This window comes from Paenibacillus sp. PK3_47, assembly GCF_023520895.1.
Lineage (GTDB): Bacteria > Bacillota > Bacilli > Paenibacillales > Paenibacillaceae > Paenibacillus_AQ.
Window position 1 is genome coordinate 4,313,694 of the sequence record NZ_CP026029.1, and the last position, 17,272, is coordinate 4,330,965.

Genomic DNA, 17,272 nt, shown 5'->3' on the forward strand with positions numbered 1-17,272 from the left:
AAAACACAACAGTAAACCAACTCAATCGGGAACGATAGAAATTGGTTTATTTTTTTGACATCGCATCATGTCCACAACCTCAAAAAATCGACAACACCGGTCAAGCGGTGAGTTGAAAATAATTTAATAGTTTGCTTCAACATATTGATACAAACGAGCAGCTTATCTCCGGATAAGTTGCTTTTTGGCATATGTTCGTTTCTTACTTAAAAAAATTGTTAGTTAAAGTGTCCTTGGGGATTTTACTTTTTTTATTAATAAGTCTAACTTTTTCCTTGCGTATCCGTGAAAAATAAACCTATATTTAACAGTTATATCACACCTATAATGGAAGAAAACACTAGTTTTGTCTAACATGTTTAGTGAAGGTAATTATTTGTTTATTAATATCAGGATTTGAAGAAAGGAGGGATAATTTAGCTTTTTTTGTATTAGTAACACCAAAAACAAAATATTACATATTAGGAGGAATGTTCGGTATGCAGCAAAAGAAGCCCCTTTCTTTTTTGCTAGCATTAATTTTGTTGATCCAGCTTTTTTCCGGATCTGTCTTTGCATCTGACAATCGCTCGTTTGAATCCTATCCATCCTTAGCCAACAATGATCTGCAGGAGAGATCTAGTAACGAAGCCGGCAGCTCCTCTTTGTCCCCTGATACTTCATCAGCAGATTCTAATCCAGAGTCGATAAACACAAATGACCCAGCTTCAGTTTCCGAATCGGTCTATTACAAAACACCGGTTCCCGGTAAACCATCACCCTCGCTTGAATTAATTGAAAAACGTACCTCTAACACTAAAACCTATCAGCTCTCCGAAGACACCTATGAGACCCTCATCAGCACCGAAGCTCTCCACTATCAGGATCGCAGCGGAGAATGGCAGGATATTTCCCTTCTACTTACCGATGAGGCAGATATCGTTGATCTGCTGGAAGAGCCATTATCCAAAGACACACTTCCTGAGCTCCAACTGCAGGCAGGAGATTCTGCAGCTAGAATGCAACTGAATACAAGCATTGCCAAACTGCCTGAAGATGCCTACCGGGCCTTACAGGTTCCCTTTGACATTAAAATCAATAAACAATTTACAAAAGGGTACTCCGTAGGCAAGGGGGAGGATCGTCTATCCTTTGTACCGATAAGTGCTAATGCATCCAAAGCCGAAGCATTGACGAGTGAAGATGGAAGCTCTGTCATCCGCTACGTATCTGCTTGGGAGTCTACTTATGTCGACCTGCAGTTGATTCCAGACGGCATTAAAGAGACGATCGTCCTGACTTCTCCGTCGGCGCCTTCCTCTTTTAGCTATGAGGTTACCTCAGGTCTTGGACAAGATCTGGTGCTTGGTGACCTTCAAATTGAGCCGGCATGGCTAATCGATGAAGCAGGGACCTACCGTGATGTTCCGCAGACCGTTCGGACAGAAGGCGGTAAAACCTATCTGGATCTTACTCCAGACCTTGCCGGTTTGACTTACCCGGTTCGTATCGACCCGACCGTTGTACTGCGTTCTACCAATAATCAGACCAAAGACACGACGATTAATGCCCATGAACCGGACCGGAACTATGGTGATGCTGCCCGGCTGTATACCGGCAAGGATACAAACGGCAACCAATTCCGCACTCTGCTTCAATTTGATCTGAGCCAGATTCCGGAGGGGGAATACCGCGTTATTGATGCCTATCTCACCATGAATCAAACCGCAGAGAATCAATATGATTCCAACACGGAAGTCAATCTGCAGCGTATTACGAGTCCATGGGAAGAAACCTCAGTGACCTGGAACTCGCAGCCTGGTTATTCGGCAAATGTAGAAGGAGAGCCGTATGCCCATTCACTCGTCGTTGGAGAAGGAGCTCAAGTTTTTTACATTAAGGAGCTTGCGGAAGAATGGCTCAATGGCCTTTATCCGAACTATGGTTTGGAACTCCATGCAGATCAAATTGCTGCGCCGAATGTAAAAAAATATGTGTCTTCCGATACGAGTGCTCAGTCGCTGCACCCTGCATTAACCCTGAAATATACGCTGCCCAATCAGACCTGGAGCGGCACGACATCCAGCGCAGATTCACTGACTTCCTTTAATCAGAAAAAGATTGATTATACCTCTGACGGATACAAGTGGATGCTGGTTCGTGACGGCGGAGACTTCCGTCTGGATGGGATGAAGCCGGAGGAAAATACCTGGTTCCATACGAATGCCCAAGAGTTGAATGCAGCAAACGGTTCCATGATGATTGACCAGGATGATTACCTGCACTTGGCTTATAAATCGGCAGATGGAGCAATTGAATATGTTCGTGGTACCTATAATGCCGTTACCCACCGCTGGAATCTTGGAACACCCGTTGTCGTGGACGTGGATTCTTCCGTAAATTATCCGGACCTCGTCGCACATCGCTCTGTTACAGGCGGTGGATGGAACGTTCATATTGTGAGTTCCAAGCACAACACTTCAACAAATGGTGCGCTGTATCACCGGATCGATATTTCATCTGCCGGAGCCTTGGGGACGCCTAGTGCAGCGACTGTGCTGGATAGCGGTATGCTCGGAGTGCCGACATGGCCTTCTATTGACTTCCAGCATACTCCTGCCTCTGTAAGCAACGGTAAAGCTGTCAAGGACGGAGCACCGCATTTATATGTTGCTTGGAATACAGGCGCAGCAGGTGACGGACTTGGCATCCGCTATAAACAGGCTTCTTACAGCGGTGGAAGCTGGAGCTGGCATGCCGAGCAGGCAGTGGATGAAAACCAATATACGCTCACAGAAAAAGACTGGTTCCTTAGCGTATACGATGGCAGCCGTTCTGTAGTGTTTGGGGCGCTCCGCAATATCGCGGACCACCAGAATCTGCTTGGTTACACCATGCAGGCTTCCACAAGAGTCATTAATTTCTTTGAAGGCGGAAGACAGGTCATTTATGGATCCGGAAGCTATGATGCTCAGGGGAATTTGTACTTTACCGGCCGTGCGGGAAGTAACGGAGATTTTGTTTTTCATAAATGGAACCGTGCGTCTGGATCGTTATCTTTGCCTGAATTTGCCGTGCCGCGTAGCGGAACAGCATTTGCGACGATGAAGCGCGGAGACAGCTATGGCAAGATCGAGCTCGCTACCACCAATCAGTCTGGTGAAGACCCGAATCTGTACGATATTGAACATAAAATTAGCCTGGATACCATTGAACGGCAATTTACTCAGTATTCGTATGATACCGCCTCCAGACTTAAATATATTTTGCTCCACAGCGGGGATGGCATTGATTTTACTTATGATGCCGCTGGTAATCTAATCAAACGTCGATTGGATGAGCAGCCCGACACTAACGGAACGAATCTGTTAATCAACGGTGGATTCGAGATTACAGAACAGACCCCAGGGACATCACCGGAGGAAACTGATCCGAACTACGGATGGAAGACGTATGCTGAGCCAGCAAGTAGTGCGGACTTCCAGCATGTAGACTCACCTGTGAGCCGGGGGAATAAAGCTTATAAACTGCAGATCAGTCAGCTGCCGGAATACAAGAGTGATTTTGTGTATCAAACAATCGGTGTTAACGATAATCAGCCGTTCCGCTTGAGTGGAAAAATTTTTAAAGAGGCACTACACCAAGCTTCAGCAGTGCTGGCGGTCGAATTTTTAACAGAAGACCTCGCGATACTTGGCAGCTACGAACAGGAGTCGGCAGGTACATCTTCTTCCTATGAAACATTGCAGAAACAGGGGCGGATTCCTAAAGGTACTGTATACGCTAAAGTGTATGTGAAGGTTAAAGCGCTTGGAGCAAATGCTTCCGGTACCATTTATGCAGATCAGATCAAACTGGAGTATGTAGATGGTAATCTGCTGAACAATCCTGGTTTAGAACGGACGAAAGATAATACTATTGTAGAATGGGGATCATCGATCGGAAGAGGAATTACGGCAACGATTACAGCTGATTCAGATGCTTATGAAGGCAGCAAAGCACTGAAAATAGCCGCTACCGGCATTCCGACTGCAGCGTATGCGTATATCAACCAAACAAAAGGTATCGGAGCAGGAGAAGCCTATTCCTTAAGTGCAGCCTTTAAGGCTACAGAACTGACCAATGCTAGAGGCGTAATGGTTGTTCAAATTATGGATCAAAATGGCGGCCAGCTGGAATGGAAAGAAGTCACGGGAGATACAGTAGGTGACTACCAAACGATAACCCTAAATGGAACTGCTCCAGCAGGAGCGGTTGAATATTTATTTTGGAATTAAAGGTGCCGGAGGCGGGGGTCAAGGGACTGTATTCTGGGATCAAACTCGTCTTGAAATCAAACAGCCTTAAATTAATTCATTCGATAAGCGGGGGGAAGCTCGTTGAGTATTTTTAACCTAAAACATTCACGAATTAAGCAAGTTCTGACTGTTGCACTCTCCATCTCATTGCTGGTGCCTTCGGTTTCACCTACATCTCCTAAGAAGGTCTTTGCAGACACCGCCAATAACTCGGCAGTCTTGACCAATGTAGACACCACAAAGGCATTATATGACTTATATGCCAACACACCACAGAACGGTATTACCGGAGGAGAAGAGATTTCCAGTTTGACTGGGGCGTTGACCCTTACAGCAACAGATCTTGTTTTTCCGGGCAGAAATGGACTGGATGTGTCGCTTACCCGGATATACAGTACACGGGACAGCAACCTAACGAACCCAAAAGCCGTCACCACAAATACAGCTAATCCTTATCTCTATACCAATGATTCGACTTCAGACAAGTATACCCACAATGAGAAGCGCTACAACCTGGGGGCAGGCTGGTCGTTTGCCTTCCCCTCAGTCGAACTGCGTGGAAGCGAACCCTTCCTGCATTTTGCGGATGGCAGTGTATATCGTATTACCGGTACCGGTACAACGCGGACGATCGAAGGTTATCCACTTCAAGATTTGAGCTTTGTCACCACCTCCGACACGATTGGAAATACATCAGCAACGTATAAGTTAGTGGATACGCTAAATACGGCAACGTATTTTGATTCTACCGGTAAATGGATTGGTACCCGTGATGCCTATAATAATGAAATTACGGTTGCCTACGCCTCTAAACCCATATTTGGTGGGACTAGCGCTTCCGTGATTACTACGATTACAAGTACCGGGAACCGGGTAATCAGCTTTGACTACTCCGATGCCAATACGGTTGCGGTTACGTATCCTATCGACGGTACGAAAACCGGTAAATTGGTCTATAAAAAATCAGCTATTTCAGGTCAGACCAATGAAATGCAGCTATCTTCCGTCGATTCCTTTATCTACATGGACAGCGCGAACAGTGCCAACAATCAAAAGCTGACCACTTCCTACACGTATAGTACAAAAAACGCAGCTTTTGATTATGAAACGGCGGATACAACGAAACCTAACGGCGCCATTTCCTATCAGCTCCTGACCAAGGTGACGTATCCTACCGGGGCTTCAAGCAACTATTCGCATGAAACGACTCCTCAGAAGAAGTTTCTTGGACTAAAAGGCTATCTGGAATTCTTCCGGGTCTCTGAACGATATGATGCTTTAAAGTCAATCTCGGGTACCGCTCAAAAATCTAATTATACGAAGTATACGTATGATGCCGGAAAGAACTATTCGGGATACGGAACCACCGGAGAGAGTAATCCGGATAACTTGTCTGCGGGTTTCAGTGTAACGAACAGCATGCGTACGTTTACCGACCCTGATACGGCTGCGCCTTCTCAGGATCGTCTGGTGGAGAAGCTGACCTATAACAATAAGCAGCTGCTCACTACTTATACAGCGGAAAAGGAAGGCGAATATAAAGAAACGACCACTTACGCCTACGATCCGCAGCGGGAGCTGCCGACCGCGATCCGCCAAAGCTTTTACAGCATTGATGGATCCGAACAATCTTCGTATACAGAGGATCTGTACACCTACGACGCGTACGGCAATGTACTCACATATACGGATCCTAAAAATTACCGTTCGACCTACACGTACCATGGCACATACCGCAGTATTCCGGTTACCCAGGAAACAACATTTGGTTTAGAAAGCGGTAGTCCGGTTACCGAAAAAATCATTCAGACTGTATCTCCGTCCAAACCTGAAGTCAGCAAGGCTGAGCAGAAATATAAGCTGAAGCCGACCGATACTGCAGAACAGACCGATACAACCGAATATACGTATGATACTTACGGAAATGTTCAAACCGTGAAACTGCAGCTCGAGAATGGTAAGAGCCAGCTGACTACGTACACCTACGATAGTAACAGCCTGTTTCCGGTCAGTGTAAAGCAGAATGTAACCAAAAATGGTACAACCCGGACCCTGGAAGAGAAGTATGAATATACCTCTGGAACGGGATGGGAAAAGGGATATCTCGATCCGAACGCGGTTAAAGCCGGCACTACAGCAGCAGCTAGCCGGAAATACGAAACAGAATATGATTTGATTGGCCGCGTCACCAAAATCAAATCTTCCATGGCCACTGGTGAGACTGCAAAGCCGGAACGCACCTTTAGCTATACGTATGATACGGCAGCTCAGACCTACACCGTTCAAGGTGTCGATGAAGAAGGCAACAAAACGATTAGCCTATATGATGGTCTTGGCCGGATTCGTGAGGTAAAAGCACCGGCAGCCAACACGGTAATGGATAGCAGCACAGCCTCCCACTCGCCAGTAACAAAGCAGTCGTATACGTATAATGGGCTGAGCGAAGTCATAAATGTGAGGGATGCTCTAAACCGGGTAACCACATACGAATACGATAACGTTGGACGTATAAAAACGAGCCGGTCACCTATGAATGTCGAGTATGGCGCTTCGTATAATGATATGCTGCGGACGGTTACCACAACGACACCGATTACTTTGACAGGCAGTGCCAAGTTTGAGTCCACCAGTGATGAGCTTGGGCGGATGGTGAGCACGAAGCAGCTGAACAGCGACCCGACCAAAAGTGATATTCTTTCCCGTTCAATGGCTTATGAAGTGGGGCAAGATCCGTTTAAAGCTCAAACCACGGACGGAAAAGGAAACTTGACCACGTTCCAGGGGAACGGCCTGGGTCTGGTGAGCGATCTGACACAAACCATTAATGGATTGGAACAGACCACCTCATACGGGTACAACAAGCTTCGGCAGCTAACCAGTAAGTCCATTGGAGGACAGATTCAGACCTCCTACGATTATGATGAGCTAGGTCAGCGCATCTCTAAAACAGATGCAGTAGAAGGGACCGAAACTTATGGTTATGATGATAATGGCAACCTGACCGAAGGAACGGACCGCCTGGGTAACCCTGCACTGCATGCTTATGATGAGCGTAATCAGTTGGTGTCGTGGAATTATGGCGATGCTGGAAGTGCGGTGACGGCAAGCTTTACGTATTATAAAAATGGTCTGCGTAAATCAATGACCGATGAGACCGGAACCACCCAATACCAGTACAATCGGGATTCGACGCTTCGTAAAGTGACGTATCCGGATGGCAAAACGGTCAGCTACGAATATCACGAGACCGGCACACGCAAAAGTATGACCGATCCATTCGGCGCGATTACCCTGTACAAATATGACGACGATGATCGTTTAACCAAAGTCTCTCTGAAGGAAAACAGCAGCGCAGCTGAAGCAACTCAAGCAGAGTACAGCTACCTGGCTGGAGGACTGCTTGATAAAATCACCTATGGGAACGGGCTCATCACACAGTATCTTTATGAGGATGGCTTTGGTCGACTAACCGGACTCAAGCACTTGAAGGGCTCAACGGTACTCAACGAGTACAGCTACACCTACGACAATAATGGAAATATCACACAGCGCTCCTCTGGTGGCAAGACAGTAACCTTCGGTTATGACGAACTGGATCGGATTATATCAAGTACAGAGGCCAATGAACAATACAGCTATGATCAAAAAGGAAACCGATTAACGCTGCTATCCTCAGCACCGGATATCAGTACCGATACCGTCGAATATACGTACGATAAGGCAAATCAATTAAAGAAAGTCGTTCGCAACAATAAGGTAACAAATTACAAGTATGACGGGGACGGACTGCTGCGCCAAAAGGATAATATCCGCCTGTATTATGACGGGGAGAATATTATCGCGGAAGGTGAAGTATCCGGAAGTGCGGTGAATTTTAAGGCCCGCTATGTTCGGGGTTATCAGCTGATTGATATGAAGAACAAGTGGGGAACCGTAGGGTATTATCTACTGAACGGACACGGCGATGTCGTGAACCTGTACAGACAAGATCAGACGCTGCTGAACACGTACGATTATGATATCTGGGGTAATCCCACGGTCACTGAAGAAGCGGACCAGTATCCTAACCCTTTCCGGTATTCGGGAGAGTATTGGGACGATAACACCGACTTGCAAAATTTACGTGCACGGTGGTACGATCCAAGTATCGGACGGTTTATTACCGAAGATACATGGGAAGGACGGATCAACCATCCGGATAGTCAGAACCCGTATATCTATGTTGTTAATAACCCGCTAATCTATGTGGATCCAAGCGGCAACTGGTGTGAGGCCACAGTCAACGGTAAATTTTACTCCCACTCAGGTACTTGCAGCAATCCGGACAATGAAATTCCAGATTACCAGCATCATGCGCGGCAAGCAGTCCGTGACTTTGGGGACTATATGCCGGGAGTTAGCCAGCTGGTTAACGGATACGAGGCATTATCTGGTGAAAATTTGGACGGTGAAAAGCTGTCTAACGAAGAGCGGGCTGAATCTGCTACATCGGTTGCACTAAGCGGGGCGGGGAAAGCTGCTTCTGGTGTGTTAAAAATCACAAGCAAAAACGCTGCTACTGCTGCTCATAGTGCTTCTCAGTATGACAAATTGAATACACACTACAAGCAAGCGGAGAAATACGGAAAATCTACTGTAAAAGAGCTGCAGAATGGGCGAACAAGATACTATGGAGAAGTAACACCTGCTTCAAAGCAGGGAGAAATGGCAGGACGAAGAGTAGTGAGGGAATGGGATCCTGCAACAGGAAATAAACGAACATGGCATGAAACTGTTGACCACTCCGGTAATATTAGACAAGTAAGGCCGGATACAAAGGTAACGAATGGACAGAAGGTCCACTACCGATTTGATAGTAATGGTAACTATATAGGGAATTGGTGATTTTATGGAACAACCTACTATTCAATTAATACTAAATAAATTTGAACAAGTGCTGAATTGTCAATTGAAGAGAGAGGAAGTAGCTGATTGGGCATCTCAATTTGTATTTAATGATGACTTTGAATTCCGCGATGAAAGATTATGGGATTTACTAACTATAGCTTCTGGTATAGATTTAAAAGATTCACCTGATGAATATCTCCATGAAGAAGAAGATATAAGAAACTGGATAAAAAAATTTCAACATAACTAATTCACTAACCTTGAAGGGCTGATGCCTTTCAAGGTTTTATCATTTTGTAGATAATAACCACATAGGCTTTGATTTTTGAAGATGCCACATAGTAATCATTCAAACAAATGTAATAGGTGGATTGAAAAAACTTATTCTTCGGGAATTTAGAGAATGAGGAGATTTAACGGACCTCTAGGAGCAGATATTGGACAAGACAACCTTAACAAAGCTTACAAGAAGGACCTTTCAAGCTAGTAGAGTACACGTACGATAAGGCAAATCAATTAAAGAAAGTCGTTCGCAAAGGTAAGGAAAAAAATTACAAGTATGACGGGGACGGACTGCTGCGCCAAAAGGATAATATCCGCCTGTATTATGACGGGGAGAATATTATCGCGGAAGGTGAAGTATCCGGAAGTGCGGTGAATTTTAAGGCCCGCTATGTTCGGGGTTATCAGCTGATTGATATGAAGAACAAGTGGGGAACCGTAGGGTATTATCTACTGAACGGACACGGCGATGTCGTGAACCTGTACAGACAAGATCAGACGCTGCTGAACACGTACGATTATGATATCTGGGGTAATCCCACGGTCACCGAAGAAGCGGATCAGTATCCTAACCCTTTCCGCTATTCAGGAGAGTATTGGGACGATAACACCGACTTGCAAAATTTACGTGCACGGTGGTACGATCCAAGTATCGGACGGTTTATCACCGAAGATACATGGGAAGGACGGATCAACCATCCGGATAGTCAGAACCCGTATATCTATGTTATTAATAACCCGCTAATTTACGTGGATCCAAGCGGCAACTGGTGTGAGGCTACAGTCAACGGTAAGTTTTACTCTCACTCAGGTACATGTAGCAATCCAGACAATGAGATTCCAGATTACCAGCATCATGCGCGGCAAGCAGTTCGTGACATTGGGGACTATATGCCGGGAGTTAGCCAGCTGGTTAATGGATACAAGGCATTATCCGGTGAAAATCTGGATGGTGAAAAGCTGTCTAACGAAGAGCGGACTGAATCTGCTACATCGGTAGCATTAAGCGGAGCGGGGAAAGCTGGTTCTGGATTTTTGAAGTTTGTTAAGGGGACGGGTACAGCTACTGGCAGATCAAAAAATAAACTTAAACCTGATCCTGAAGCTACAGGAGACCATTCTGTACCCAATAGAGACCCGAAAACCGGGGAAGTAAAAAATCATGAAACATTTAAGCAGCAAACCAATCCGAAAAATCCCAATCCATGGGAAACTGAAAAACGTTATGATGGTACTGGTGATGGTCATTTTAATAAAGCTACAAAACAAGATGTTCCAAATCCACATGTACACGACCCTTCTACTCCAGGTGGGGTTAGACCACCTGAGCCTTGGGAGATACCGTAAAGAGGTGTAGGAATGAATATTTTGAAATGGTTGGAAAATTGGTACTTGGAAAATTGTGATGGAGATTGGGAGCATAGCAAGAGTGTTAGCATTGTGACACTTGATAATCCTGGTTGGGCTGTTGATATTTTTTTAGAGGGAACATGGTTAGAGGATAAGGATTTTCAAATCCTAGATATTGAACGTACTAATGCTGATTGGATTTATTGCAGTGTTAGCGATAATATCTTTAAAGGAAGAGGTGGAAGTAACAACTTGGAGGAATTACTGATTATTTTCCAGGAGTGGTGTACAAAGTATAAAATATAATGTCTATTTTGATTTAATTCAAAGGATAATCTGTTTGTTTGAACGAACCTTGATTGGCTCAATGCCTTCAAGGTTTTCTTTTGTGGGGCTACCCAGTGCCGAATGAACCCATCATTCAACCAATAACACATATCAGTAAGTTTTACTCCCACTCGGGTACATGCAGCAATCCGGACAATGAAATTCCCGATTACCAGCATCATTCGCGGCAAGCAGTCCGTGACTTTGGGGACTATATGCCTGGAGTTAGCCAGCTGGTTAATGGATGCGAGGCATTATCCGGTGAAAATCTGGATGGAGAAAAGCTGTCTAACGAAGAGCGGACTGAATCTGCTACATCGGTAGCATTAAGCGGAGCGGGGAAAGCTGCTTCTGGTGTTATGAAGTTTGCTAAGGGCTCTTAGAAACTTGGTATGGAAGTTACAGAAGAGCATATTAAAGAAGCGATGAAGAACGCTCCCTTACAAACTCAACAAAGGGCAGTATCACTGCCTGCGATAAATCGTTATACCCAACGTTTATCAGATGGGGAGGCTCCGCCTCCAATCAAAGTTGATAATAACATTATTGTGGATGGTAATCATCGTTATATTTCAGGTAGAGTATCCGGAGTGGATATACCTACTACTCCTTACCCAGGTGGTAAACCAGACAGTGTTGTTAAGTGAGGAAATGTAAAAATTGACCCATTTGATTGGGGGAACAATTAATAAAGAGGTGAAACAACATTATTATAATAAATCGAATTGCACAAGAACCAATACTTCTTCATATTGATTCACTTGAAAAATCAAAACTAGACAAGTTGAATTTGCATCGAGCAATTTTGAATCGAGAAAATTTATGTGACTCCAGTCTGGTAGAAACAAATTTACGTGGCGCCGAGATTAATGAGGCGAATTTAATAGGAACGAACTTATCAGGCACATTATTAATGGTAGCGTTGCTTAAAAACTCTAATTTAGAGTCTTCAAATCTAACTGAAGCAAAACTTTCGGGGGCTGATTTTAGCAATGCTAACTTGAGTAAGGCTGTTCTAGTTGGAGCTGATGTGTGGAATGCTAACTTTAAAAATGCAAATTTAATGGGAGCTAATATGTTGTGTGAAAGGATACAAGATATTATGATCGAAGGTGCTTTATTTGACGAAAATACGATCTGGCCGCCATTGTTCAACCCGTTGGAGTATGGAGCTATCAAGATTTGAATCTCCAATGGTTTAATTAACGTTGTTCATTTGTCCGTAGATATAAAGATGCTAATTTGTTGGAAATGGTTAAGATGGAAACCCAATGTTGCAGATAGAGGCTGAGAGGCTTCATATGTAGGAGGAAGGTTTCACCATGGTAACAATGATGCAATAATGTATTATTCATTAATGTAGAATTGAACATTCAACTGCTTGAACCTTGAGGGCAATACTTCAGGGTTCTTTTCTTTGATTGGGAAGGTCAAAATGCTCAAAGTCTTTGGAAACCGGGAAAATTTTGAACAGACATCAGAGACCACAACCTTGGAAAGAATAGGAGATGACTATTTGTATTTATCAGAGTTTGATTTAGATTTACCGTATGTTGCCGATTCTGAAAAGATTAATTCGATAATGAACGAAAAGAACTGTGATTATCATGAAGCGACTAAATTTGACTATGAGTTGAATTGGAGGGAGAAACGACGTTCTTTTCGAATGGAAACGCGTTGTGTAACTGCAATGTTTGAGCGTTTATTGGGAAAGGTTCTTGGCGTCTTCCTTGTTAATCGAAGTGTAAGTGCGCTCTCCGTTATCTTTAACCTTGAGCTGCATCCGTGTTCATGTAGTTGATTACCCACATATGTCCGTCTAAATCCTCGAAGGCCCAATGATACATGAATCCGTAATCCTCAGGTTCTTCGTACGATTTCCCGCCCAAGGAGACGGCAGTATTCACGATTTCATCCACCTTTTCTCGGCTCTCGAAGGCCAATGCGATCGTCATTTGAGCATATTTTTGCGTATCAACGTTCTCCTTCTGCGTGAGCGACTTTAAAAGTTCTTTGGTGAACAGCATGACCTGCAGGCTATCCCCGATCACGATGGCTGCCGACTCCTCATTCTGGGGGAATTGCGGATTAAGCCCGAATCCGAGACCGGTGAAGAACACTTTCGATTGTTCTACGTTGTTTACAGGCAGGTTAATGCTCGTGAATGTGGACGTTAATGCCATTTTTAAACACCTCACCGTCAAATTGGTTTGTTGTTTTTGATTGTAATTCCCTGACGACAACAAATGGAACAAGCAGATGCAAACCCAGTATATCAACGAACTTCTCAACATACCAGAGTTACATAGCTGCCGGATTTGTCTGTCGGTGCAGCGTGTAATCGCAAAGTACCGATGGGACGCAAACCATACGCCATCGTTCAGTCTTCAAACATTAATTCATATTTCACCTCTGAATGAATTTCCAGTAAAAAAAGCCATCCCTTTTGCGATGGCCCAGAGTGTTGAGAAAACCGGCTCTTTTTATGGTCTTGGGTTTCTTTTCAATGTTTCTATGTCTGCGGACGCTGCATCTGTTACATGTGTCGTCCTCATCGCACGCTAACGGACTCTGCGTCCGTTATCTGCCGAATATCTACCCGTTTCCATCGCTAACGGACCGTAATTCCTTTATTCTGCTAAATGATGGGGATATGAAGTCCTATCGGGTGAATTAACGGATCTAGGGTCCGTTAGGATTCCAAAATATACCTCTAGCGTAAAATAACGGAACTGGAGTCCGTTAGTCTTAGCATTTCCAAGTAATTCATAGATTCTGGTGAGCGTGAGTTGATGGGTTGGAGCCGGCAATCGTTAACGCAGTGTCGCATGAAATCAAAATAACATAAAGAAGGCTGTCGAGAAAGTCTCGACAGCCTGAGCATCCCTTCCGGGATGGCCCTTCCTGTAACATTCTTTTAATTCGCAGTCTCCAGTAATCTGGCAACAATGGTTGCAAATTCTGCTCTGGTAATATCTTTTTCAGGCTTAAATGTGCTGTCTTCGTATCCTGTAATAATATTATTGGATGCGAGGGCATCAATAGAGTCATAATACCATGCATTTCTATTAACATCTGTGAATGATGTGTTTCCGTTACCTGTCAGCTTAAAGGCTCTGGTGATCAGTGCCGCTAATTCACTGCGGCTGATCTTCTCATTGGGGCGGAAGCTTCCATCGCTGTATCCGTTCATGAGGCCTGATCCGGCAGCTGCACCGATAAACTTATTCGCCCAGTGAGTTGAAGCTACATCTGTAAAGTTACTATCTTGTCCTTCAAGACCCAGGTGTGTTGCAATGACCTTAATGGCTTCAGCGCGGGTCAAACCTGAATTCGGACGGAAGGTCCCGTCGGAATAACCTGTTAGTAATCCCTCGGCAATAAGCACATCAATGCTTGCTTTCGCCCAGTGATTTAGGGTGTCTGTAAAACTGGCGACTTCCGGCTTAGGTGTTGGTGATGTTGTTTCTGCTGGTGCCGGTGTTGCTGCAGGAGCCGGTGTTGGTGTAGGTGTTGCTGCTGCCGGAGGTGTCACTGCACCTCCTCCAGTATCCGGATTGGTTGGTCCACTACCTGTGTCTGGATCAGGATTAGTAGGATTAGTAGGATTAGTAGGACTAGTAACGTATTGAAGTGCCGGTGCAAATGCTGTAAGCAGTCTGGCTTGACTTTGCTGCTCAAGCGCATAACCCATACCTAAAATTTCCGCATCATCCCATGCTCTGCCCACAAGCTGCATAGAGACAGAATAGCCGCTGTCGTTCGTTCCCACAGGAACTACTACCGTTGGGAGACCAACATTGGACGTTAATACGCCCGTGCCACGGTCGGAACTTAATTGGGAGGCTGCTGCGTCGTTGTTATATACGTCGCTGATAAAACCTGCATATACAACAGCATCAACGCCATTTTCGTCCATCCAGCCTTTAATAATTTCCTTATAGTCTGTTCTATACTTGATGTAATCTTGTACAGCCTGTTCTGTCATACGCGTTGGCTGACTATATCCTCTTTGATTATAGATAAGCACCTTATCTGAAGCCAGTACACTTGCCCCATCAAGGTAAGGGAAGTCTTTATGAAGCTCAATGTAGCGCGCCCAGCCTTCGGTAGATCCATTAATGCCTGAAGGACGGCTGGGAGCTGACGGTAATGCTGACATCTCCACCATAGTCGCACCCGCTGCCTGAAGCTCTGAGAATTTATCCATTACTGCTTGTCCGGTATCATCATCAGCAAAACTAGAGACAAAGGATGCAGGAATATATCCGATTTTCTTTCCTTGTAATGCATTGGCATCCAGAGATTCCTTCCAGTCAGCCGGACGTTTATGGTCTGCATCTGCGGTCACTGTGAAAATATCCTGCGGATCCGTGCCCGTTGTAGCATTCAGCATAATGGCCAGGTCAGTTACCGTTTTCGCAATGGGGCCGGCATAATCCTGTCCCCAAGTGAGCGGCAGTACACCTGTAGTGCTTGCCATGCCGTCTGTGCCGCGGAAGCTTTTTAAGCTGGCGCCTGTCGTAGGTGCATAGAGAGAGACCCCTGTTTGCGAGCCCATTGCTGCTGCTGCAAAATCAGCGGCAACAGATACTGCCGATCCGCCGCTTGAGCCAAAAGATGTTTTGGATGGATATAGTGCATTCCATGTCTGCATCCAGCCGCTCTCACTAAAGCTTCCGCTGTTCGCGAACTCGGAAGTATTTACTTTACCAATAATTACAGCTCCGGCTTCCCGCAGCTTATTCACCTGGAATGCGTCGGTCTCAGGCTGCCAGCCTTCAAGGGCTTTGGTGCCGCCTGTAGTCGGCATATCCTTTGTATCATAGATATCTTTTATCGCAACTGGAATACCGAGCAGATCGCCTGTTGCACCTTGTGCACGGGCATCGTCCGCAGCTTTTGCTTGGGCCAGCGCAGTTTCGGATACATGCAGGAAGGCATGGAATCCAAATTGGCCTTCATCGTATACCTCGATTCTATCTAAATAGGCTTGAGTAATTTGTACAGAAGTAGTTTTACCGCTAATCATATCCTGCTGCATGTCTGCAATGGATTTATTCGTAACATCGTACGGGGATGAAGTTACGAATGCTTTGGCTGCAGGTGCATCCGGAATAACCAGAGTATCTCCAGTATCTAGACCCTCTATGGCAGATATATCCCAGTTACTGATAGAACGGATTTGTGCGTTTGTTAATCCACTTACATCCAGCTGACTATTCAGCCCATTCAGCATAGTAACCAGATTGTTCAGCCCATCTTCACCAGCTTCTCCAACTTGTACATAATGTACCAGGGATTTTGATTCACCCGGCTCCATATTTAATGTGTTAATGAACCCGTAGAAATTCGCCTCATTTCCGGTCCTGGCTAATGGTGTGGTGAATGGATTCTGCTGCTGGTTGCCAAGCCCGGTTAATCCATTATTAAAGGGTTTCGGAGAGCCGACTGCAACACCCAGCGGCTTATTGTTTCTGGCAGTGCTGTCTACAACAATCCAGGAATCATCGGTAGTCACCTCTAAATCCTCCGAGTAGGTTGCCTTGACTACTGAAGCATTCGCCGCTGTACCATATCCTAAAGAGCCGCCGAAAGATACATCTACCTTTACAGCCATATCATTTTTGTTAGTAAAAGTATCAAAGAATCTCGTGCGGTTATGAACAGTATCCACATACACCTCGCGGGTTACCGTTACATTTCCCAGATTTACAGACTGAGCCGAAGTAAACTTATTAACACCATCGTATTGCAAGTTGAACCCGCGCATCATCTGGCCATTCATCAGTGAGGCTGAAGGGGAGGATACTTTGACAAAAATATTACCGAAGCCCTGGACTTGCGTAGTGCCCACTGTACGTAAGCTTCCTGTATCTAAGCTGGGCGCAAAAACATCGTGTATTTCCCATACGGTGCCGCTTTCGGAAGTCACCCGGGTTAAAGCATCCGCGGTTTGAAAAGGAATGACTCCTGAGGCCATAACAGATAACGCAATCGAAGTGGCTATCACTTGCTTTTTACTCTTACGTAGACGTTTGAACTTACTCATGTCAGCAATCTCCTTTTCCTATATGTATGTTATTTAGTATGTTAGGAAATATAACACTAGTAATCTATTCAGTCAATGAATAATATAAAATTAATAT

General features: G+C 45.0%; 9 protein-coding genes. 7 read left to right on the top strand and 2 right to left on the bottom strand.

Annotation, left to right across the window (positions count from 1 at the left end):
* Positions 1-362: 362 nt before the first annotated feature.
* The 7 genes from C2I18_RS19175 (at position 363) to C2I18_RS19205 (ending at position 12,309) form a co-directional block, all read left to right on the top strand.
* Positions 363-4,256: a DNRLRE domain-containing protein gene (locus tag C2I18_RS19175; protein WP_249897341.1), complete on the top strand. Its 3,894-nt coding sequence runs from the start codon at positions 363-365 to the stop codon at positions 4,254-4,256.
* Between the two features lie 102 nt (positions 4,257-4,358).
* The gene (locus tag C2I18_RS19180) at positions 4,359-9,161 is read left to right on the top strand and encodes an RHS repeat-associated core domain-containing protein (protein ID WP_249897342.1); all 4,803 of its coding nucleotides are present in this window, start codon (positions 4,359-4,361) and stop codon (positions 9,159-9,161) included.
* A 4-nt stretch (positions 9,162-9,165) separates the two neighbouring features.
* Entirely contained in the window at positions 9,166-9,414 is a 249-nt protein-coding gene (locus tag C2I18_RS19185) for a DNA-binding protein (protein WP_249897343.1), read from the top strand.
* A gap of 404 nt (positions 9,415-9,818) precedes the next feature.
* The gene (locus C2I18_RS19190) at positions 9,819-10,793 is read left to right on the top strand and encodes an RHS repeat-associated core domain-containing protein (RefSeq protein WP_249897344.1); all 975 of its coding nucleotides are present in this window, start codon (positions 9,819-9,821) and stop codon (positions 10,791-10,793) included.
* A 12-nt stretch (positions 10,794-10,805) separates the two neighbouring features.
* Positions 10,806-11,102: an immunity 53 family protein gene (locus C2I18_RS19195; RefSeq protein WP_249897345.1), complete on the top strand. Its 297-nt coding sequence runs from the start codon at positions 10,806-10,808 to the stop codon at positions 11,100-11,102.
* A 413-nt stretch (positions 11,103-11,515) separates the two neighbouring features.
* Positions 11,516-11,770, top strand: coding sequence for a hypothetical protein (locus tag C2I18_RS19200; RefSeq protein ID WP_249897346.1), 255 nt, complete (start codon positions 11,516-11,518; stop codon positions 11,768-11,770).
* A gap of 158 nt (positions 11,771-11,928) precedes the next feature.
* Positions 11,929-12,309, top strand: a complete 381-nt coding sequence (locus tag C2I18_RS19205; protein ID WP_249897347.1) for a pentapeptide repeat-containing protein — start codon at positions 11,929-11,931, stop codon at positions 12,307-12,309.
* A 580-nt stretch (positions 12,310-12,889) separates the two neighbouring features.
* On the opposite strand, the gene C2I18_RS19210 is transcribed toward C2I18_RS19205, so the two are convergent.
* Both C2I18_RS19210 and C2I18_RS19215 read right to left on the bottom strand, forming a co-directional pair.
* Positions 12,890-13,306, bottom strand: a complete 417-nt coding sequence (locus C2I18_RS19210; protein ID WP_249897348.1) for a VOC family protein — start codon at positions 13,304-13,306, stop codon at positions 12,890-12,892.
* 734 nt (positions 13,307-14,040) lie between these two features.
* Entirely contained in the window at positions 14,041-17,175 is a 3,135-nt protein-coding gene (locus C2I18_RS19215) for an amidase family protein (RefSeq protein WP_249897349.1), read from the bottom strand.
* Between the last annotated feature and the right edge of the window lie 97 nt (positions 17,176-17,272).